The 20,687-nt window shown below is 61.7% G+C and carries 17 protein-coding genes; 13 read left to right on the top strand and 4 right to left on the bottom strand.

The window, feature by feature from the left end:
• Nucleotides 1–287: 287 nt before the first annotated feature.
• Nucleotides 288–2,195, bottom strand: coding sequence for a transcriptional regulator (locus EOA78_RS05920; protein WP_127314299.1), 1,908 nt, complete (start codon nt 2,193–2,195; stop codon nt 288–290).
• Between the two features lie 150 nt (nt 2,196–2,345).
• Between EOA78_RS05920 and EOA78_RS05915 the strand changes: the two genes are divergently transcribed.
• Nucleotides 2,346–2,846 (top strand): nuclear transport factor 2 family protein, encoded by a 501-nt coding sequence (locus EOA78_RS05915; RefSeq protein ID WP_127314298.1) that lies wholly within the window; start codon nt 2,346–2,348, stop codon nt 2,844–2,846.
• Between the two features lie 453 nt (nt 2,847–3,299).
• Here EOA78_RS05915 and EOA78_RS05910 read toward each other — a convergent pair whose 3' ends face one another.
• Nucleotides 3,300–4,040 (bottom strand): SDR family oxidoreductase, encoded by a 741-nt coding sequence (locus tag EOA78_RS05910; protein WP_127314297.1) that lies wholly within the window; start codon nt 4,038–4,040, stop codon nt 3,300–3,302.
• 203 nt (nt 4,041–4,243) lie between these two features.
• Entirely contained in the window at nt 4,244–4,897 is a 654-nt protein-coding gene (locus EOA78_RS05905; RefSeq protein WP_127314296.1) for a hydrolase, read from the bottom strand.
• A 153-nt stretch (nt 4,898–5,050) separates the two neighbouring features.
• On the opposite strand from EOA78_RS05905, the gene EOA78_RS05900 reads away from it, so the two are divergent.
• The 11 genes from EOA78_RS05900 (at nt 5,051) to EOA78_RS05850 (ending at nt 18,042) form a co-directional block, all read left to right on the top strand.
• On the top strand, nt 5,051–5,944 hold the full coding sequence (locus EOA78_RS05900) for a LysR family transcriptional regulator (RefSeq protein WP_127314295.1): 894 nt from the start codon (nt 5,051–5,053) through the stop codon (nt 5,942–5,944).
• Between the two features lie 175 nt (nt 5,945–6,119).
• Nucleotides 6,120–7,055: a pirin family protein gene (locus EOA78_RS05895; protein WP_127314369.1), complete on the top strand. Its 936-nt coding sequence runs from the start codon at nt 6,120–6,122 to the stop codon at nt 7,053–7,055.
• Nucleotides 7,056–7,154: 99 nt separating this feature from the next.
• Nucleotides 7,155–8,408 (top strand): DUF5996 family protein, encoded by a 1,254-nt coding sequence (locus EOA78_RS05890; RefSeq protein ID WP_127314294.1) that lies wholly within the window; start codon nt 7,155–7,157, stop codon nt 8,406–8,408.
• Between the two features lie 941 nt (nt 8,409–9,349).
• On the top strand, nt 9,350–10,360 hold the full coding sequence (locus EOA78_RS05885) for an ABC transporter substrate-binding protein (RefSeq protein ID WP_164783654.1): 1,011 nt from the start codon (nt 9,350–9,352) through the stop codon (nt 10,358–10,360).
• A gap of 29 nt (nt 10,361–10,389) precedes the next feature.
• A complete protein-coding gene (locus EOA78_RS05880; protein ID WP_127314368.1) occupies nt 10,390–11,397 on the top strand; it encodes an ABC transporter substrate-binding protein in 1,008 nt (335 codons plus the stop codon).
• 44 nt (nt 11,398–11,441) lie between these two features.
• Nucleotides 11,442–12,449: an ABC transporter substrate-binding protein gene (locus tag EOA78_RS05875; RefSeq protein WP_164783653.1), complete on the top strand. Its 1,008-nt coding sequence runs from the start codon at nt 11,442–11,444 to the stop codon at nt 12,447–12,449.
• Complete coding sequence (locus EOA78_RS05870) at nt 12,407–13,030, top strand: SCO family protein (RefSeq protein ID WP_127314291.1); 624 nt, start codon at nt 12,407–12,409, stop codon at nt 13,028–13,030. The genes EOA78_RS05875 and EOA78_RS05870 overlap by 43 nt, the downstream gene beginning before the upstream one ends.
• Nucleotides 12,996–15,098 carry an ATP-binding protein gene (locus tag EOA78_RS05865; RefSeq protein WP_127314290.1) on the top strand — a complete coding sequence of 701 codons (2,103 nt, stop codon included), beginning with the start codon at nt 12,996–12,998 and terminating at the stop codon, nt 15,096–15,098. Before EOA78_RS05870 ends, EOA78_RS05865 begins: the two co-directional genes overlap by 35 nt.
• A complete protein-coding gene (locus EOA78_RS05860; RefSeq protein ID WP_127314289.1) occupies nt 15,095–15,460 on the top strand; it encodes a response regulator in 366 nt (121 codons plus the stop codon). The genes EOA78_RS05865 and EOA78_RS05860 overlap by 4 nt, the downstream gene beginning before the upstream one ends.
• A gap of 13 nt (nt 15,461–15,473) precedes the next feature.
• Complete coding sequence (locus EOA78_RS05855) at nt 15,474–16,622, top strand: response regulator (protein ID WP_127314288.1); 1,149 nt, start codon at nt 15,474–15,476, stop codon at nt 16,620–16,622.
• Nucleotides 16,623–17,016: 394 nt separating this feature from the next.
• On the top strand, nt 17,017–18,042 hold the full coding sequence (locus EOA78_RS05850; protein WP_127314287.1) for a serine hydrolase: 1,026 nt from the start codon (nt 17,017–17,019) through the stop codon (nt 18,040–18,042).
• A 183-nt stretch (nt 18,043–18,225) separates the two neighbouring features.
• Here the strand turns inward: EOA78_RS05850 and EOA78_RS05845 are convergent, their stop codons facing one another.
• On the bottom strand, nt 18,226–19,584 hold the full coding sequence (locus tag EOA78_RS05845; protein WP_127314286.1) for an NAD(P)/FAD-dependent oxidoreductase: 1,359 nt from the start codon (nt 19,582–19,584) through the stop codon (nt 18,226–18,228).
• Nucleotides 19,585–19,844: 260 nt separating this feature from the next.
• Between EOA78_RS05845 and EOA78_RS05840 the strand changes: the two genes are divergently transcribed.
• Nucleotides 19,845–20,552, top strand: a complete 708-nt coding sequence (locus EOA78_RS05840; RefSeq protein ID WP_127314285.1) for an XRE family transcriptional regulator — start codon at nt 19,845–19,847, stop codon at nt 20,550–20,552.
• The last annotated feature ends 135 nt before the right edge of the window (nt 20,553–20,687 follow it).

Genomic DNA, 20,687 nt, shown 5'->3' with positions numbered 1-20,687 from the left:
CCTTGCCAAGCTGATCGCAATTCAGGTCGGCGTGGGCATCGACGCGATCTGACCCAAAGCGGTCATTTTCGCCGCATGCTGCGAATGTTGTGTTCGCGCCCGGAACTAGACGTTCGCGCCCGCGCCTCTTTGCAGATATCGATGCCGACAACTGTCAGGGCTGGGGCTGTGTTCTCTGCATTGGGCTGCATGGGCCGCTTCTCCCTCTCTTCGCCGTAACAGTCCTTGCAGATTAACCCGCCGCGGAAGAATCGGTCCATCGCATTAGCGGTGGTTGGCCTGGTCGGCTAAGGCGGAAAGCGCATGCGGCTTACGAGTTCTGAAAATCTTGGATCTGAGCGAAGCCCTTTCCAGCGCGGATCGAGGCGCAACCACACCAGCCAGTTCGACCTCTCGTCGAAGGCTTTTTCGAGCGCCGCGAAGGCCGTGTCGTTGTCACCCAGGCCGGCATACACGAGAGCTACGCCGTAGGAGGTCACAAACCTCTTGTCGGCTAGCTGTTGCAGCTCCACTACCACCTCGCGCGCCTCAGAGGTGCGACCCGAAACACCGGCCACGAATCCGCGCGCTGCAATCGCAACCGGCCAATCGCGGGTGCGCTCCTCGACCCGAGCAAACGCGGTCAGCGCGTCGTCGAAGTTGCCGAGTTCTTGGTAGGTTCTGCCGAGCCAGAGGTGCGCGGGCGGGAAGTTGGGGTTCATGTGGAGGACGAGCACTAATTGCTTAACCGCCTCATCGTAGCGGCCGGTATAGTAATAATGGAAACCGAGATCGGTGTTCACGGCGAGTGAAAGCGGGTCGCGTTGTTGCGCGGCTTCGATCGCCTGCAGGGCTTCACGCGGCCGTCCGGCGGCCAACAGGTAGATGCTGTACCATTGGTGCGGCCCGGGCTGGTTCGGATCAAGCGCGATCGCGCGCCGAAACTCTGCCTCGGCGCCGGGCCAGTCCCAGTCGAAATACAGCTTCACGAACCCTAACGATGCGTGCGCGTCGGCTAGTGACGGATCGAGCTCGAGTGCGCTTGTAGCGTGGCGCCTTGCCTCTGGAAAGGCGTCCGCCGGCGCCAGATAGCTCAGATAACCGAGGGCCGAATAGGCATCCGCGAGCCCCGCATAAGCCGCCGCGAACGTTGGATCGATCGCGACCGCCTCTCGAAATCGCTCGATCGCCCGTTTCAGTCCGTCTTCAGAGCGCTGACTCCATTCGAAGCGCGCCTGCAGGTAGGCGCGGTACGCTTCCGCGCTGCCGGTTGCGGGTTGAGAGAGTCGTCGCTGTTGCGGCTCGGAAAGCGGGCCCTTCAGGGCCTGCGCGAGGTCCTGCAGAATTCTCGTCTGCAGATGCGGGAGTTCGGACGCGTCACCCCGGTACACGGTGCCCAGAATCTGCGCATCTCGGGCCACGTCGACCAGATCGATTTGGATCCGCAAGCTGCGATCCCGCTGCGTGACACTTGCGGTCACTACCGCCGCCACGTTGAGTTCGCGGCCAACCTGCTTCGGACTTACCGCCGTTCCTTTGTAGCGCAGCGCGCTTGCCCGCGGAGCGACGCGCAGCCCCTCCATTTGCACCAGCCCGTTGACGGTCGCTTCGCTCAGCCCGTCTGCCAGGTAGTTACTTGCAGGACTATCACTGAGGAAAGGCAGCACTGCCACCGAAGCGAAGGTGACATTCTGGCCTGCCGGCTGTGCACGCCACAGCGCCATCGCCACGAGGGCGACGCAGCCGACTGCGGCAAGCAGGACCCAGGCCAGTCCTGAAACGCCAGCGACGCGGCGGGCAGGGGTTTCCTGCGTAACAGGCTGCACCGCGGACGCGCCGTCGGCCGTGGGCGCACGCTCGGGACGGAGGAGCGGATCCCCGACCGCGTCGCGGACCACCACAGGGGCGACAAAGCGATAGCCGCGACCCGGAACCGTCTGAATTATTCGGCTTCCGTCACGCCCGTCGTCCAGGGCCTTGCGCAAGGCCGAGATGTTCACGGTCAGGTTCGTCTCCTGGACGAATGTGCCAGGCCACACCTCGTCGAACAGCTCGTCCTTCGTCACCAGATGTCCGGCGCGGCGGACAAGGACGACGAGCAGATCGAACGCCTTGGCGGTCAAAGCGACCGGCTCTCCGCCGCGCAATAACAAACGCTCCTCGGGGATCAGGAGAAAGTCGCCGAAGGCGAAAGCCAGGCTCTGGAGCGCACGCATGGTGCAGCTTAGGAAATCTTCACGGAAAATTTAAGATCCATGCAAGGACGCGAGCCTTCGATCTCCCAAAATTATTGCTCGCGCAGGGAACGCGCGGCCGGACAATTCCGGAACGCTGTCCCTTTATGCGCTCAAGAAGGAGAGCCGACCATGGTTACGCGAATCTATGAATCTAAGAGGCGCCTCGATCACATCCTTCGATATCTGGGGGTCTGCGTGGCACTAATCCTCATAACCTTACCGATCCGACTTGCCGCGGCGGCGCCCGAAGATGACGTGCGTGCCACGTTCGATCGGTTTGTCGCCGCCCAGAACGCCCACGACCTGAAAGCGGTGGAGGCCCTGTTGCTGGGCTCCCCAGAGTTTCTTTGGATCACCCGCGGTACGCCGATATGGGGACCGGAGGAGGCGCTCAAACGCTTCACCACGCTTTATGAGGGTACTTGGCAGCTCGAGCCTGAGCCCTCCAGTCTGAAGGTCACGATGCTCGGTGACCGCGCGGCACAAATCTACATCCCGATCCTGTTCACCATCGGCGCACCGGGTCAGCCGGCGCAACCCACCAAGTTTCTCATGAACATGGTGCTGGTGACGACTCCGGCCGGCTGGCGGGTATCGAGCATCCTACCGATCCCGGCACCTGCGCAATAGTGCAGCAGCCGGAGCTGTGGTGCCGGCTCGCACACGGTGCCCGCATCGGCAAAGGGCTTCGGAGGTCGTTGCTAGCCGGAACAGCACAAACTCCTAACCTGCGCGCCAGATAGGCCCCGCCCATTGGAGCGTTCGGTGCCCTTCCGCGCGAACGACTGTATGCGCTTGAAAAAGCCTCGCTAGCTGAGCGAGATCAAAAGGCACGTTGCGATAATGGAGCGGACGGCACGAGACGTGCATAAAGCGGATGTGCAAGTCAGCATCTGAGACTTCCGCTACTGGCGCGACCACGACACCGGCGGGCGCCGTCCCTGTTGCCGGAGGGCGATGTCATCCGTCGCGGCCTGTTTGACACAGATGTTTTGCCAAGCGGCCCCGGGATGGGCCGGGTGAGAAGCCGGTCCCGGCCCGACATGACGTCTCCCCGGACCTTCTGGCGAACATCAAGTCGGCTCAGGCGATTGCGCCCGCGTCGGCGGTCAGGATGGCGCCCGTAATCACGCTCGCGGCGGGACTTGCCAGAAAGACCACAGCGTTCGCGACTTCGCGCGGCTCGGCGTAGCGTCCCAAAGACCTCAGGCTTCGCTGGAAATCGGCTGCCTCCCCATCCGCAGGATTTGCATCCGTATTGGTTGCCCCGGGCTGCACAAGATTCACGGTGATGCCGTTCGGGCCGAGTTCGCGCGAGAGACCGCGGGTGAAGGAGGTAAGTGCCGCCTTGGACATCGCATAAGCCGTTATGCCTGGGAACGGGACCCGCTCCCCCAAGGCCGAACCGATCGTGATGATGCGTCCCCCTTCGGTGAGATGCGGGATAACTGCTTTCGCAAACAGCACTGGCGCTCGCACGTTGACGTCCATCACGGCCTGATAGTCATTCACGTCGATGTCGGCGATCGTTCCGATGTGGCCGATAGCCGCGCTATTGACGAGGATATCGAGTTCACCGAGCGCCGAGACGGCTTCGCTCACAGAGCGCATGATCGCCTCCGGGGCGGCGCTGTCGGCCTGGATAGCGACTGCGCGACGCGCCTTGCTTTCGATGGACTTGACCACCGCATCAGCCTTCTCGGCGGAGTGCTGGTAAGTAAATGCAACGTCGGCGCCGTTCTCCGCCAGTGCCAACGCGATCGCGGCGCCGATGCCCCGCGATCCTCCGGTAACCAATGCACGCTTTCCGTTCAAATCGATCATGACGTTGTCCTTTTCTACCGGCCCACCCGCTTTCCGGTGCGGCCTCGGGAGAACAGGCCCGCATCGACCGGTCGAAGTTCTTGGGCTGCCGCCCGGAGGGTATGCGCCTTGTCATGCGCGAGGCGTGTGCGCGGGGAGGGAGACGACGAGGCGCGAGCGACGCTCGAACGCGCGCGGGGGATCGCTCGTCATCCCCGCTCGACTCACGCTGCGGCGCGCGGAACCGGCGTGTTGAGGAGCTGCTGCTCCCACAGGAAGGCGATGCCGCTGCCGCCGAAGTGCTGGATGAGAATCTCGGTCAGCTCCTCGACATGCTCGGTGCGCGCCCAATCGCGTTGCCATTCGCCAGCGAGCGCCATCACGGTCATCACGTTCGCGCCGGCCGCGATCATTCGCTGGATGGCAACTTCGTGAGACTCCTTCGAAATCCCGCCCGACGCGTCGGTGATCACGGTCACGTCCCAGCCTTCGCCGGCGGCCTGGATGACAGGCATTGCGACGCAGACCTCGGTCCACAGGCCGGCGATGATCAGCTGCTTGCGGCCGGTCGCCTTGACGACGTTCACCACATTCTCGTCCTGCCAGGTGTTCACCCAGGTGCGATCGATGACTTCCTGGTCCGGAAATACGTCGGTGATCTGCTTAAAGAGAAGTCCACCGCGCGCCGCGATCACGCTGGTGAGAATGGTCGGAACATTGAAAGCTTTTGCTAGCTTCGCCAGCGCGGTCGTGTTGTTGACCACCATGTGCGGATCGTGGCTGTTCAGGTTTGCGAGCTGATAAGGCTGATGGTCGATCAGAACGAGGACCGAATCTTCGGGGCGAAGAAGCGAATCGAGGCCGTTACGAGGGGTCATCAAGACTTCCTTTCTCTGCCGCTATGGACGGCAATGGGTTCACGGGAGACATGCGCCAGCGGCGACATTGCCTAGTCGCTATTTGCCGTTCCCTTTGGCGATGCGGTAGTGCCATAGTCAGGCAAGCCGTGTCGCGAAATGAGGAACGCCGGAATGGACATCGAAGATTTACAGACATTCGTCGCAGTGGCCGATGCCGGGGGCGTATCGGCCGCCGCGCGCCGGCTCGGCGTCTCCAAGTCAATCGTCAGTCGGCGGCTCTTTCGGGTCGAAGCAGAACTCGGCGTTCAGCTTCTTGCACGAACGACCCGAGGCGCCGCGCTCACGGAAGCGGGGATCACGTTCAGGGACCATGCGGCCCGGGCCAGCGCCGAGATCGATACGGCCAGGGAAACGATCCTCCCCACCGGTGATCTGCGCGGCCGCCTGAGGGTAGCCATGCCGCTCACTTTCGGCCCGACCCACTTCGCCCCGGTGCTTGCGGAAATGGCGCGCCAGCACCCGAAGCTTCACATCCATACCTCCTACAACGATCGTTTCGTCGATCTCATCGCCGAAGGTTTCGATTGCGCGATCCGGGCTGGCTACCTTCAGGATTCCAACCTGATCGCGAAGCGCGTCGGGCCGTTCCATGGCAAGCTTGTCGCAAGCCCGGATTATATCGAAGCGCACGGCTCACCTGAGACGGTAGATGAGATCGTCAACCATCAGGCCCTCATGCAGGGAACGGAGACCTGGCAGTTCATGGATGGCGACAGGATTGTCACGGTTCAGCCGCAGGGCAGGTTCAAGGCCGACAACGCTATGGGACTTGCCGCCGCGGCGGCGGCAGGTCTCGGCATCGCCTGGCTCCCCGATTGCATCATACATGAATATGTGGCCTCCGGAGCGCTCGTTCCGGTGATGACGCACTATCCCCCACCGGCGGCAGGCGTGTATGTCGTCCGTCCGCCGGGTCAACACCCCGCGCGGAAAGTGCGGGTGCTCACCGAGATGCTGACCGAGCATTTCAAACGGAACCCGGATCTTTGGGGTCTCGACCGCTAGGACAAGAACGGCACGAGGCCTTGTCTCGGACCTTCGCTCGACGGTGGCAGTACTTCGGCGACATGGCCCGCACGTTCCACTTGCTGCGACACAGCTGGACGTATCGCGGGGCTAGTTCGGTAGGCGGTCGCGCACCAGTTTCGACATTCCGGAAGCCCAGGAGAGGATGACGCGCATGAGTTGGAACCCGGCAATCGAACCTGGCTGCCCCGATGAGGTGGGCATCGACGCGATCGAAACCCTTATCATTCCTCGTTCCCGCGACCTCGGCGGCTTCGAGGTCCGGCGCGCCTTGCCGGCGCCGAAGCGGCAGATGGTCGGGCCGTTCATCTTCTTCGACCAGGCCGGGCCGGCCGACTTGCTGACCGGGCAGGGCATCGACGTCCATCCGCACCCCCATGTCGGGCTCGGCACCGTCACTTACCTTTATCGCGGCGACTTTCATCACCGGGACAGCACCGGCGCCGACCAGATAATACGTCCTGGCGCGCTGAATTGGATGGTCGCCGGGCGTGGCGTTACCCACTCTGAGCGCACCACCGAGGCTGCCCGGAGCGGTCCGAACAGTCTGTTCGGGATTCAGACATGGCTGGCCCTGCCCGACACCCATGAGGATATGGCACCCACCTTCGAACATCACGCCAAGGACGTGCTGCCCGTGCTCGAGGACCGCGGCGTCTCGGTTCGGCTTATTCTTGGAAACGCCTATGGCGTGGTCGCGCCCGCGACGATGTTCTCCGAAACGTTCTACGCCGATGTGAAACTCGAACCGGGAAGCCGGCTGCCCATGCCGGACGATCACGAGGACCGGGGCATCTACATCGTCGAAGGCTCCATCTCGGTTGCCGGCCAGGAATACGCGGCATCTCAGATGATGGTCTTCCGCCCCGGCGAAAGGATCACGGTCGCGGCCGGCGGCAGAGGCGCGCGCCTGATGATCCTCGGCGGCGCGACCTTTCCGGGACCCCGTTACATCTGGTGGAACTTCGTCGCCTCGTCCCAGCAGCGCATCGAAGAGGCCAAGGCCGAATGGCGCGCCGAGAACTGGGGCAAGGGGCGCTTCGATTTGCCAATCGACGACCGGGATGAGTACATCCCCCTTCCGGATTGACCGGCGCTGATGGAGTGATTGCCAGGACGCAACCCAAGCGACCCAAGACTAAATGACCGACTCCCGTACCGAGCAGACGCTGGATGGAGACAAAGCGAAATGAACAACAAGTGGCCCCACCTCGACTACCTTAGCTGGCGTGAGACTTGTTCAGCTCTGCATCTCTACCTTCAGGTCGCTGGAAAATACCGGCTGGCTCATACACCGTGGCTGAACCATTCGTGGAACGCGACCTTCTACGTCACGCCGAACGGTCTGGCATCCTCGCCGATCCCCGACGGCCCCGGCATCGAGATCCTGTTCAATTTTCGGGAGCACAGGGTCGTGGGCACCTGCGGCGAGGGCCGCAGGGCGTCGTTCGATCTCGGGCCGTCCACGGTTGCGGCGTTCCACGCCAGCTTCGTGCAGTTGATTTCGGAACTCGGTGGCACGCCGACGTTCAACGGACAACCGAACGAGGTACCCAACCCGATACCCTTCGCCGAAGATCATCGCGACCGGCCCTATGACCGCGACGCCGTTCAACGCTTCCACAACGCGTTGGCGTCGGTCGACAGGGTCTTCAAAACGTTCCGGACGTCTTTTCTCGGCAAATCCAGCCCCGTTCACCTGTTCTGGGGCGCTCTCGATCTGGCCGTCACGCGCTTCTCAGGGAGGCGTGCTCCTCTCCATCCGGGCGGCATTCCGGCATTGCCGGACCACGTGACGCAGGAGGCCTACGACCGCGAGGTCTCCTCGGCCGGCTTCTGGCCGGGCGGCGGTGGCATCGATTATCCCGCCTTCTACGCCTACGCCTATCCGACGCCGAACGGCTACCGGGCCGCGGAGGTCCGGCCCGATGCCGCGTTCTGGCATGACGGCCTGGCTGAATTCATCCTCCCCTACGATGCCGTGCAGTCGGCAGCCGATCCCGACGAAGCTCTGATGGCCTTCCTCGTCTCGACCTACGAGGCTGCCGCCGATCTGGGCGGATGGGACCGCGATCTTCTGGAATGTGCGCATGGACAGCCACGTCAGGTCCGCCGCCCGGACGCGGCGCTGGCGAAGGATGCGCCTTCGGCCGGCGACGAAAAGGTCGAGCGGGAGGATGGGGCATCGAAAGGGCGCTATCGGGTGGTCGTCGATGGAGTTGAAGCCGAGATGACCTATAGCCGGGCCGGCGAAGGGTTGATCATCATTGACCATACTGAAGTTCCCGCGGCCTTGCGTGGCCGCAAGGTCGGCGAGCGACTGGTGAGACAGGCGATCGAGGATGCCCGGGGCGAAGGGGTCGCGATTATTCCGCTTTGTCCGTTCGCAAAAGCGCAGATCGGCCGCCATCCGGAATGGCAAGACGTGCTTCGTCGGTCATAGGAGCGTCGCTTCCCGCCGGCACACCCCAACGCCACGGCGAAGACGACTGTGTTCGGCGTTGGTGAGGTTGCTGGCCGCGACCAGGCCGAAGCGCGTGAACGCGATTTGCCATCTCCGGCCTCTCGGATTTTAGGCAGACCCTGATCTAAGTGGCCGATCCTGTGCGAGCGGAGCGGCACCCACGCGATCATGTCTCACACGTGTAAGAGGGGGAAGTGGTCAGCGTTCGCAGAGCTGCCTCAAACCCATGCGGCGCGGACACACGGCAAACTGCATCGTGCGCCTGTCTGCCTCGGGGCCATCCTCGCAAAGATGACTGGCATCAGTTCCGAACGGCCGTTTCACCAAACTGTGCGAAGGTCATCCCGCACCGCCGCAGGTCCTCTTCCCGCCCTTCTCGCTCCCTTTCGAATCGCAACGGCTGGCTGCTTTCGGGATCAGATTGAGAACTGGGGAACGCACGTCTTAGGCGCCTTGCCTTCCGCACCGACCGGACCGGGGCCGAAGGCGGACTGGCAGCTTTAGGCGGCGGATCTTCAAGAGTGGACATTCAGGTCGGCGAAAGCATCTTCGCGACCTGATCCAACGGCGACGCTCGCATCGATTACTCGGAACGACCCAAGTTGACCTCGAAACCTGCCATTCGCAACCACACGGTTAGCTGGTCTGTGCGATTTTAGAAACCGCTCGGCTCAGTCTCCTCGCCCGGCTTCGCGGCGGGACTTTGCCCTCGCTATGACCGTATGCTTAGTGTATGCTTATATATCGCTGGCTGGGACATCACGGGCCGGCGACTGAGAGCGCAAGACTCCCGCATTTGGACTGGGCGCGCTCGATATGCAATTGCTAGGCGCGCTCACGAGACCTCCGCCTCTGCCGGAACCTCTTTTGCTCGGTTCCGGACGCGATTTTCTTTTGCAGATCCGGGGAAGGAGCGCACGATGCAGATCGTGCAGAACCGCCGCCATTTCCTTGCCAGCACTGCGGCGGCCGGCGTCGCGGGCATTGTCGGCCGCGCAACGGAAGCTTGGGCCGAGGCGCTTCCGGAAACGACCTCCGTACGCCTGCCGCGATGGATCGATGGCGCCTATTGCTGGGCCGGCCTCTACCTCGCGGGAGAGTTGCTGCGTGCTGACGGCTTCACCGATGTCCAGTACGTGCAAGGCGATCCCAAAGTCGACCAGTGGGAGTGGATTGCGCGCGGGGAGACAGACTTCAGTGTGAACTACGCGCCCATCCACATCGCCTCGATCGAATCCGGTGTTCCGATCAAAGTGCTGACCGGCCTGCATTCCGGATGTCTCGAACTGATCGCCAGGGAGGGTATTACCGACATCACCGACCTGCGTGGCAAGCGCGTGGGCACGCATACCTTCGACTCGCCGTCGTATGTCTTCGTAGCGTTGATGGCGGCCTATGTCGGCTTGGATCCGGTCAACGACATCAAATGGGTCGTGGAGCAAGAAGATTCGGTGAAAGGCTTCCTCGAGGGTAGGTTCGACGCATACCTCTTCACGCCGCCGGCACCCCAGATACTGCGTAGCAAGAGGATCGGTCGCACCATCCTGAACACAACGCTTGACCGCCCCTGGTCGCAGCACTTCTGCTGCATGATTTCGGCCACGTCAGACTACGTGAACCGCTACCCGGTGGCGACGAAGAGGGTAATCAGGGCAATTCTCAAGGGCGCCGATCTTTGCGCGTCGGATCCGTCCTGGAGCGCCGGGCGGCTGGTCGATCGAGATTTTCTGCCCAGCTTCGACTATGCGCTGCAAACGTTGAACGACACGCGTTACGGCACCTGGCGGGACTACGATGCCGAAGCCTCCCTGCGGTTCTTTGCTCTGCGCATGCAGGAGACGGGCATGATCAAGTCGAGCCCGCAGGAGGTCATCGCCAAGGGCACGGAGTGGCGCTTCCTCGATGAACTGAAGCGGGAGTTGAAAACCTGATCCTATTTGTCTCGATGGGAGACGTGGACATGCAAATCATACAGAGCCGCCGTCGCTTCCTGGCCGGCCTTTCGGCAGCCGGCGCCGCGAGCCTCATTGGGGTCCAGCAATCGCTCGCCGCACAGCCACCGCCGGAAACGAGTAGCGTCCGCCTTGCGAAGATCAGGGGCATCTGCATCGCGCCTCAATATGTTGCCGAGGGGCTGCTGCATGGGGAGGGCTTCACCGAGGTTCGCTATGTAATGACTGAGCCAGCCGCGGGGCAATCCGACGCGATCGCGAGTGGCCAGGTGGACTTTACCTTGAATTTCGCCGCGCCGCTTGTGGTGGCGATGGCTGCAGGTGGCCCGATCACGGTGCTGGCCGGGGTGCACCCTGGCTGCTTTGAGCTATTCGGAAACGAGAATATCCGCGGGATTAGAGACCTGAAGGGCAAGAGTGTCGGTGTCCAATCCTTGGGCTCGAGTCCGCATGTATTTTTGACGGGCATGGCGGCCTATGTCGGGCTGGATCCAGTAAAGGACATAAACTGGGTCACCAGCCCATCCATCAAGCCAATGACGCTCTTCATGCGAGGGGAAATCGATGCGTTTCTCGGCTTTCCGCCCGAGCCTCAAGAATTGCGTGCCCAAAACGTCGGCCGCGTAGTAATCAACAGCGCCGTCGATCGTCCCTGGTCGCAATACTTTTGCTGCATGCTGGGCGGCAACGCCGACTTCGTTCAGAACAACCCGATCGCGACCAAGCGCGTCGTCCGCGCCATTCTGAAAGCGGCGGACCTCTGTGTCTCTGAACCACAGCGGGTCGCGCGACAGATCGTCGAAGACGGTTTCACGGCCAACTATGACTATGCACTGCAGACGATGACCGACGTGCCTTACAACAAATGGCGTGAATACGATCCGGAAGACACGATCCGGTTTTATGCGCTGCGGCTTCAAGAGGCCGGCATGATCAAGTCGGGTCCCCAAGAGATCATCACCAATGGGACGGACTGGCGCTTCCTTGACGAGCTGAAGCGGGAGTTGAAGACCTAGACTATCGCCGACACGCCTTGTCCTTTCAACGGAAGGAGAGACCCGTGCAGATTATCCCGAACCGTCGTCGTTTCCTCACAGGCCTGTCCTTGCTCGCAGCTGCGGGACTTGCCAGAGGCCACAATGCGGCCGCCGCCGAGGCGCCACCCGAAACGACCATCGCTCGCTTTGCCGATGCCCCCGGCATCTGCATTGCTCCGCAGTACGTCGCCGAGGAGCTGATCCGCGCAGAGGGGTTCTCGGATTTTGGCTATGTGGCTGCAGATCCAGGCATCGCCGCCACGGAGATGCTGGCGCGCGGTGACATCGACTTCAGCGTCGACTTCGCGACGGCATTCGTTGTTCCGATCGACGCCGGTGTGCCGATCAAGGTGATCTCGGGCGTGCACGTCGGCTGCTACGAACTGTTTGGAAACGAAGAGATCCGCAGCATCAAGGACCTCAAGGGTCGCAGGGTGGGCGTAGGTTACAATCTGGCATCCGACCCACATATCTTCGTCAGCGCCATGGCGACGTATGTCGGGCTCGATCCGCGGCGCGACATCGACTGGGTCGTCGGCGAGGAAAAGCCGGCGGAGCTTTTTGTCGAGGGCAAGGTCGATGCCTTCCTGGCGTTTCCGCCCGAAGCCCAGGATCTCCGCGCGCGCAAGGTCGGTCACGTCATTCTCGATAGCGCGCGCGATCAGCCCTGGTCGCAATATTACTGCTGCATGCTTGCCGTGAATGCCGCCTATGCAGAGAAGCATCCCGCTGCCACCAAGCGCGTGATCCGCGCCATCCTCAAATCCGCTGATATTTGCGCCAGCGAGCCGGAGCTGGTGGCACGCCTTCTCGTAGATGAGGGGCGCATTGAGCGACACGACTACGCGGTGCAGTCACTCCGCGAGGTCCCCTACATGAACTGGCGCGACTACGATCCCGAGGACACGGTTCGATTTTTCTCATTGCGGCTGCATGAAGCAGGGATCGTCAAGTCGAACCCCAACGAGATCATCGCGAACGGCACTGATTGGCGGTTCTTCAACGAGATCAAGCGCGAGTTGAAGAAGTGACTGCGTGGCCGGCTCGCGCCCTTTTATTGGCGCTGCTGTCCTGGCCGGCGCATGCACATGACGCGCCGCAGAATGAGCGCCTGCCGATAATCGGGCCGGCGCCAGACTTTACGCTGACGTCGCAGGACGGTGCGCCAGTGTCTCTCCGCGACCTCCGCGGCAAGGTCGTTGCCGTTGCATTCATCTTTGCTTCCTGCACCGATATCTGCCCGATGCTGACCGACAACATGGCACGCGTGCGGGACAAGCTGGGTACTGCCTTCGGGACCAGAATCGCCTTCGTTTCGATCACCGTCGACCCTGAGCGCGATACACCCGATGTGTTGAAAGAACACGCGCAGCTATTCGGTGCCGATGTGAAAGGCTGGTCGTTTCTCACCGGCGATCCGGCGACCGTCCATGAGGTAGGACGAAAATACGGGGTCATCGCGATGAAGAAGGCGGACGGCGACGTCGACCACACACTGCTGACGTCGCTTGTAGACCCGAGTGGCATCTTGCGCGTACAATATCTCGGTGCGGGTTTTGACCTGGAGGAATTCCGGGGTGACCTTCTCAGCCTCCTGGACGAAGCCAGGTAACATCACGGGCAGGCTGGTCCGCGGGGTGGCGCGGCTGCCGGCGCGCGTCCAGACCAAGCTTTTGATCGCATTCCTGTCGATCGTCGGACTGCTGATCGTGCTCGGTGCCGTCGGCTTGCAGGTGCTGAGTGGGGTCAACGATCAGACCAACGAGCTGATCAAGCTGCAGCGCCGGATCGCAGCCTACCGCCAGGTCCAGCACGATACGACCACCCAGCTCTACAGCATCTCCACCGCACTCTTGCTCCAGGATAACCGGATGTTGGACGCGGCGCTGCGCCAGCTCAACCAGTTCGGCTACGACCTCGACCGCATGGAGTTCGTCGGCGAAACCGAAGTGCTCGGACTGGTCAGGCAAGAGTATGAGCGCCTCACGGCGGGCGTGACGCATGTGGCCGAACTCATTCGCTCCGGCAATACCGAGGAGGCGCGCAAGGTTCAGCTCGACGAGATCGTGCCGTCGGCCGACCGCTTGGAGAGGCTGACCAACCAGCTGGTCAATATCGCGGAAGCCGACATGGTGGCGGCGATAGAGACGACCGAAGGGGCGTACGGCACCTCCCGCCTGATCGTTGTCTCCTTTGCATTGGGCAGCATCCTGTTGGCACTGGGGCTTGGCTACATCATCTCCTGGTCGTTGATCGAGCCGGTCAAGAAGATCGAGACCCGTCTGCGCCAGATAGCTGCCGGTGACTTCGCGCAACAAGTTGAAGTCGCCAATCGCGACGAGCTTGGAGTGCTTGCCGGCAACGTCAACCAGACGTCCGAGCAACTGGGGCGGCTGTACAAGGAAGTGCAGACGCGCACGGCTGAGCTTGGACGCTCGGTCAACGAACTGGAGGCCCTCGGAGAAGTTAGCAAGGCAGTCAATTCGACGCTCGACCTCGATACCGTGCTGCAGACGATCGTGGCCAAGGCGGTTCAGCTTTCGGACACGGATGCGGGCACGATCTACGTGTTCAGCAGCAGCGGCCAGAGATTTCGTCTTCGTGCAACCTATGGGATGAGCGACGAACTCATTGCGGCACTCTCCGGCGAGCCGATCGGATTGAACGATCCGGGGATCGGAGAGGCTGCACGACGTCGTACTCCGATCCAGGTACCTGACCTCAGCAAAGGCACGCCCTCGCCCGCACTGAGGATTGTCCTCGATGCCGGCTATCGAGGCGTCCTGGTGGTTCCACTGCTCAGGCCAAACAAGATCGTCGGGGCGCTCGTCGTCAGGCGACGCAAGCCTGGTGAGTTCGAACGCCAAGTTGTCCACCTGATGGAGACCTTTGCCGCCCAATCGGTGCTCGCCATTCAGAACGCAAAGCTGTTCCGCGAGGCCGAAGAAAAAGGCCGCGAGTTGGAGGCTGCCAGCCGCCACAAGTCTCAGTTCCTTGCGAACATGAGCCACGAACTGAGAACGCCGCTCAATTCCGTTCTGGGTTTCACCGAATTGCTGGTCGACGGCATCTACGGCGAGTTGCCCGAAAAGGCCAAAGCGACGGTGTCGCGCGTGCAGGCCAATGGCCGTCATCTGCTGGGCCTGATCAACGACGTGCTCGATCTTTCCAAGATCGAGGCAGGGCAGCTCACACTTGCGCTCGAGGATTATTCGGTCGGGCAGATTGTTCGATCGGCCGTTGCCGCTGTGGAGCCGCTGGCGCGCTCAAAAGGGATTTCGCTTGCTGCGACGGTTGCCGAAAACCTTCCGCTGGGCCGCGGGGACGAGCGCCGTCTGACTCAGGTTCTGATCAATCTTGCCGGCAACGCCGTCAAGTTCACCGAAGAGGGGGCGGTCGACATTCTTGCCAATGCCGTGGACGGGCATTTCGAGATAGCGGTGCGCGACACGGGCCCCGGCATAGCGCCCGAGAATCAGGTGCTCATCTTCGAGGAATTCCAACAGGTCGACAACAGCAGCACAAGACAGAAGGGAGGTACGGGTCTCGGACTGGCGATCTCGAAGCGCTTTGTCGAAATGCAGGGTGGAACGATAAGCTTGGAGTCGGCTCCCGGTTCAGGCTCGACATTCCGCATCACAATCCCGATCAACGTGGAGGAGCGTGTCAAAGCGGCATGAGAAAACGAATCCTGATGGTGGAAGACACCGATGACAACCGCCAAATCATACGCGATCTCATCGCCACCACCGAATACGAACTGGTCGAGGCCGCGGATGGTGCCGCCGGCGTCGCTGCTGCCGCAGCGCATAGGCCAGACCTGATCCTGATGGACATCCAGCTTCCGGTGATCGACGGATATGAAGCTGCCCGCCGCATCAAAGCTGACCCGGTGCTCCGGCACATTCCGATAATCGCCGTCACGTCCTACGCGTTGTCGGGTGATGAGGCGAAAGCTCTTGCTGCCGGGTGCGATGGCTACATTGCCAAGCCATTCAGTCCGCGCCAGTTGCTTGCCAAGATCCGCGAGTTGCTTGCCTAAGGGAGACAGGGCCTTGCAGGATCCGCCTCGCATTCTCGCCGTTGACGACACGCCGGAAAATCTCGAAATTCTGCGTATGCGCCTCGAGGCGAATGGCTACGAAGTGGTGACTGCAGCGGACGGCGAAGAGGGGCTTGCGAAGGTACGTAGCCTCAAGCCGGACCTGATCCTCCTCGACATCATGATGCCGAAGCTAGACGGGATAAGCGTCGTGCGGATGCTCAAGGCAGACGTTTCGCTGCGATCGATCCCAGTTATCCTTGTGACCGCAAAAGCCGATACGCGGGATGTGGTCGAGGGATTGGATGCCGGCGGCGACGACTATCTGACCAAGCCGTTCGAGCACAGGGCGCTACTGGCGCGCGTGCGCTCGATGCTGCGCCAGAAGGCGCTATACGATACCGTAGAGAGCCAGACGCGGCTCCTCGAGGATCAGGCATCGCAATTGGCAGCATGGAATCGCTCTCTTGAACAAACTGTGGCGGAGCAGGTTACGGAGATCGAGCGGATGGGCCGGCTCCGACGGTTTCTGCCCGCGCAGGTCGCCGACCTTGTCGTCGCGGCAGGCAACGGCGACGCGCTTCTTCAAAGCCACCGTCGCGAGGTGACCGTCATTTTCTGCGATCTTCGCGGCTTTACAGCCTTCGCCGAGACTGCGGAGCCCGAGGAGGTAATGACGGTTCTTAGCGAGTACCATTCCTGTCTCGGCGAACAAATTGTGCGTCACGAGGGGACCTTGGAGCGGTTTGTGGGCGACGGTATCGTTGTGGTTTTCAACGATCCGCTGCCCTGTGCCGATCACACCGAGAGGGCTGTCTCAATGGCTGCAGCGATGCGGGACGCAATTGACGAGCGTTCAGAGCGATGGCGCAAACGGGATTATTTGCTTGGCTTCGGAATCGGTATTGCCCGGGGCCACGCCACCATCGGGCGGATCGGTTTCGATCAGCGCGCGGACTATGCTGTGATCGGCACGGTGTCGAACCATGCGGCCCGATTGTGCGAGGAGGCCAAGTCTCGCCAGATTCTAGTCAGCCAACGGGTTCTTGGCGCCGTCGAATCACTGGTCGAATCCGTTCCGGTTGGCGAACTGACGCTGAAGGGGTTTCGCCGCCCTATGCCGGCTTACGAAATTATCCGGTGGCTTGGCCGGTCAAGTTAAGCGATGAACGCAGCCCAATGGGTGACACGGGCGGCGGACCGAGCGACGACACGAAATGACTGCAACGGTAGAAAGCCGTAGTTCCGCCGGCAGTTAAGCGAACGGAAACAATTTGGCGCAACCGCGACCTCTAGCGTCGTTGCCGCGATGTCGGCTTTCAGGAAGTGGCAAAGCTGGTCTCTACGGCCTACATAGGGCGCATAGCAGTCGTTCATCAGATGTGGCGAGAACGACTGGAACGGGTCAGAAACTCCGGTTCGTGGAGCTGCTGATGGTCGAATAGCCGCTGCCTTGCCCCGGACGCCTGCCCTATCCGACTATCTTGTGCGAGGCAGACGTCTTTGCCAGCCCGCGTCACCTTCGTCTTGCCCAAAATGCATCCCAAGCTGGCTTCATGCTGAAGCGTCCCACCGTGATTCTAGCCTTTCACCTCATGCTTTCCGTCGCTGCTCACGGTGCGGACCGTCTGGAGGAGCGGCTTGAAAAGCTCTTTGATGAGGCCGAGCGCCTGACGCCGCTGCGCACGGTTGCCATTGCGCATGATGGCGCGGTGGTGGCGGAGCGTGGCTATCGCGGCTACTCTCCGGCACGTCCTGCCAACATAAAATCGGCCTCCAAGTCGATCATCTCCGCGCTCGTCGGCATCGCCATCGACAAGGGCGTGCTCCAAGGCCCTGACCAGAAGATCGCTCCGCTTCTTCAGGGCGACCTGCCCGCCGACCTGGATCCGCGGCTCCAGCAAGTTACGATCGGTCATCTGCTTTCCATGCAGGCAGGGCTGGGTCGGACCTCCGGCCCAAACTACGGGCGCTGGGTGGCAAGCGACAACTGGGTGCAGGCAGCGCTCGCCATGCCCTTCGACGACGAACCGGGCGGTACGATGCTCTATTCCACCGGCTCGACCCATCTCCTTTCGGCGATCCTGACGCGGCGGACCGGCCGCTCAACGCTGGAACTGGCACGCGAATGGCTGGGGCCGCAGGAGGGCTTTTCCATCGCCGCCTGGGACCGCGACCCACAGGGCATCTATCTCGGCGGCAATCAGATGGCCATGAGCCCGCGCTCGCTGCTCGCCTTTGGCGAGCTCTACCGCAGCGGCGGGATGAGCCGCGGCGGACGGCAGCTCGTGCCGGCCGATTGGATCAAGCTCTCCTGGCAGTCACGCACCGCCTCCCGTTTCACCGGTGACGGTTATGGCTATGGTTGGTTCATCCGTCAGATCGCGGGCGAAGCGGTCTTCTACGGGTGGGGGTATGGCGGGCAGATGGTCTATGTTGTGCCCGGGCGCGCGTTGACCGTCGTCATGACATCCGATGAAAACGGCCCCGCCGGCCGCAGCGGCCACCGCGACGATCTCCATGCCTTGCTCGAGCGGATCATTGAGGCGACGAGAGACGTGCGCGAGGCTCGCAGCAAGTAATGCATGTCGCGCAAAAGCGCTCAGCGGTTTTGCGATAGCGACCTGCATAAAAAGAACTTAAAGCGCGTCGCATGAATCCATCCAAACGCGACGCGCTTTAGACCTCTGCACAGAGGATTTGACGGGTTCGATGGGTTGCAAGCTGGGCAGGCTGTCATGCAGCCCGGTGCGGCGAGGAAGCCGCTACTCCGCCGCCACCCCTTTCACTTCCAGATAGGATTCCATCGAATCGTCCATCGCCTGCAGCCAGGGCGTGTGGTGCAGCGGCGCCATCGTGCCGGTCATCAGCGAGCGATAGGCATTGTCGCGGAAGCCCATGATGTTTTCCATCTTGTGGTGCTCCCACTCCATGAAGGTCCGATTGGTCGCCTCGACGTCGAAGCCGGGATAGTCGGTCTGATCCATCAATTCCTTGGTGTAGTCGCCCTGGAACCAGATCATCTGCTCGGCGTCTTCCAGCGTTTCCTCCCGCGCCCGCCATTTCCTGCCGTGTTCGGCCATCACTTCTGCCGAAGGCAGCTTGATGCGGCCCATGATGACGTCGCGCGCGAACCAGGCCTGCGCGTCGAACATGTTGAACGTGTAGAACTGGTCCTGCATGCCGATATAGAACAGCCGCGGGTTCTTCTCCCAGACGACGCCCTCGTAGAGCCGGTCCGGCCACATGCGGTTGGCGGTCTTGAGCTTCAGATCCTCGGTCAGGAATGGGAAGGAGTGGAGATAACCGGTGCATAGGATAATTGCGTCGACATCCCTGGTGCTGCCGTCCTTGAAATGTGCGGTTTTGCCGACGACCTTCTGCAGCAGCGGCACTTCCTTCCAGTTGTCAGGCCATTTGAAGCCCATCGGCTTCGAGCGGTAGCTGGAGGTGATCGATTTAGCGCCGTACTTGTAGCATTGCGAGCCGATATCCTCGGCCGAATAGGAGCGGCCGATGATCAGGATGTCCTTGTCCTTGAATTCCATGGCGTCGCGGAAATCATGGCTGTGCAGGATGCGGCCGTTGAAGGTCGAAAAGCCCTCGAAATAGGGCACGTTGGGCACGGAGAAGTGCCCGGAGGCGACGACGACGTTGTCGAACTCTTCCGAATAGGTGACGTCGTTGGTGCGGTCATGCGCGGTGACGGTGAACTTTTTCGTCGTGTCGGAGAAGGTCACCATGCGCACCGGGCTGTTGAAACGCACCCATTGGCGCACGCCGGATTTTTCGACGCGGCCCTTGATGTAGTCCCACAGAACCGCGCGCGGCGGGTAGGAGCCGATCGGACGGCCAAAGTGCTCCTCGAACGTATAGTCGGCGAATTCGAGGCATTCCTTCGGTCCGTTCGACCAGAGGTAACGGTACATCGAGCCATGCACCGGGTCGCCATGCTCGTCGAGGCCGGTGCGCCAGGTGTAATTCCACAGGCCGCCCCAGTCGGACTGCTTTTCGAAGCAGACGATTTCCGGAATATCCGCACCCTTGTCGGCTGCCGACTTGAAGGCTCGAAGCTGGGCCATGCCGGAAGGTCCGGCTCCGATGACGGCAACACGACTTTTCATTGCAAAGCCTCCCGGTCTCATTTCCCTAACGAAACAAATTTCACTGACAGGACAGTAAATGCCCCTTCGATGCTGTCAACAGGCCTTCTGCTGAAACCACGTTTCCCCAGACCGGATTTTCGACAAAACCGCCGACGGCCGAAATCCGGAGAGCACGCCGTTCGACATAAAGTGGGTTGCAGTCGCAGTTGCGCTCTGTATCCGCACCTAATATGTTCACCGGGAGTGAAATAAATCCACAGAACCCCCGGAGTGGCGACATGGCGAAGAAAGCTTCCAATTTCAGGAATGGGGCAGCCGCCAAGGCCAAGCCAGCGCCGAAGGGGGTGGTAACGATCCGGACGCCACTAACCCAGGATCCGCACGCCGTTCGCGACACCCGCGAAAAAGTTCTGGAGGTGGCGATCGGTCGCGAGGTGCGGGCATTCCGCAAGAAACTCGGCATCACCGTCGCCGATCTTGCGGCTGCCACGGACATTTCGCTGGGCATGCTGTCGAAGATCGAAAACGGCATCACCTCGCCGTCGCTGACCACCTTGCAGGCGCTGTCGCGGGCGCTCGGCGTTCCGGTCACCGCCTTCTTCCGCCGTTTCGAGGAAGAGCGCAGCGCCGTCTTCGTCAAGGCCGGCGAAGGGCTCGATGTCGAGCGCCGCGGCACGCGCGCCGGCCACCAGTACAATCTTCTCGGCCATGTCGGCTCGAATACCAGCGGCGTCGTCGTCGAGCCCTATCTGATCACGCTGACCGAGGATTCCGATGTGTTTCCGACCTTCCAGCATGAAGGCATGGAGTTCCTCTACATGCTTGAAGGCGAGGTTACCTACCGGCACGGCAGCAACCTCTATCCGATGAAGCCCGGCGACAGCCTGTTCTTCGACGCCGATGCGCCGCACGGGCCGGAAGTGCTGACGGTCCTGCCGATGCGCTATCTCTCGATCATTTGCTATCCGCAGAGTAGTGCGGGTTGAGCGGGTTCGTCTGCGAAGGACTGCGCCTCATTCCAGCTTGGGTTCCTCGCCCCCACGAAGTGGGGGAGAGGTGGCTCGGCGGAGCCGAGACGGAGAGGGGGACTGCGCCCTACGAAGCCCCCTCTCCGGCCGCTT

This window comes from Mesorhizobium sp. M5C.F.Cr.IN.023.01.1.1 (genome assembly GCF_003997585.1).
GTDB classification, from domain to species: Bacteria; Pseudomonadota; Alphaproteobacteria; order Rhizobiales; family Rhizobiaceae; genus Mesorhizobium; species Mesorhizobium wenxiniae.
This window is presented reverse-complemented; position numbering and strand designations above follow the sequence as displayed.

Bases quoted from the DNA above. Each gene is read 5' to 3' on its own strand.
- EOA78_RS05920 (WP_127314299.1), bottom strand. From the start codon at position 2,195: ATGCGTGCGCTCCAGAGCCTGGCTTTCGCCTTCGGCGACTTTCTCCTG.
- EOA78_RS05915 (WP_127314298.1), top strand. From the start codon at position 2,346: ATGGTTACGCGAATCTATGAATCTAAGAGGCGCCTCGATCACATCCTT.
- EOA78_RS05910 (WP_127314297.1), bottom strand. From the start codon at position 4,040: ATGATCGATTTGAACGGAAAGCGTGCATTGGTTACCGGAGGATCGCGG.
- EOA78_RS05905 (WP_127314296.1), bottom strand. From the start codon at position 4,897: ATGACCCCTCGTAACGGCCTCGATTCGCTTCTTCGCCCCGAAGATTCG.
- EOA78_RS05900 (WP_127314295.1), top strand. From the start codon at position 5,051: ATGGACATCGAAGATTTACAGACATTCGTCGCAGTGGCCGATGCCGGG.
- EOA78_RS05895 (WP_127314369.1), top strand. From the start codon at position 6,120: ATGAGTTGGAACCCGGCAATCGAACCTGGCTGCCCCGATGAGGTGGGC.
- EOA78_RS05890 (WP_127314294.1), top strand. From the start codon at position 7,155: ATGAACAACAAGTGGCCCCACCTCGACTACCTTAGCTGGCGTGAGACT.
- EOA78_RS05885 (WP_164783654.1), top strand. From the start codon at position 9,350: ATGCAGATCGTGCAGAACCGCCGCCATTTCCTTGCCAGCACTGCGGCG.
- EOA78_RS05880 (WP_127314368.1), top strand. From the start codon at position 10,390: ATGCAAATCATACAGAGCCGCCGTCGCTTCCTGGCCGGCCTTTCGGCA.
- EOA78_RS05860 (WP_127314289.1), top strand. From the start codon at position 15,095: ATGAGAAAACGAATCCTGATGGTGGAAGACACCGATGACAACCGCCAA.
- EOA78_RS05850 (WP_127314287.1), top strand. From the start codon at position 17,017: ATGCTGAAGCGTCCCACCGTGATTCTAGCCTTTCACCTCATGCTTTCC.
- EOA78_RS05845 (WP_127314286.1), bottom strand. From the start codon at position 19,584: ATGAAAAGTCGTGTTGCCGTCATCGGAGCCGGACCTTCCGGCATGGCC.
- EOA78_RS05840 (WP_127314285.1), top strand. From the start codon at position 19,845: ATGGCGAAGAAAGCTTCCAATTTCAGGAATGGGGCAGCCGCCAAGGCC.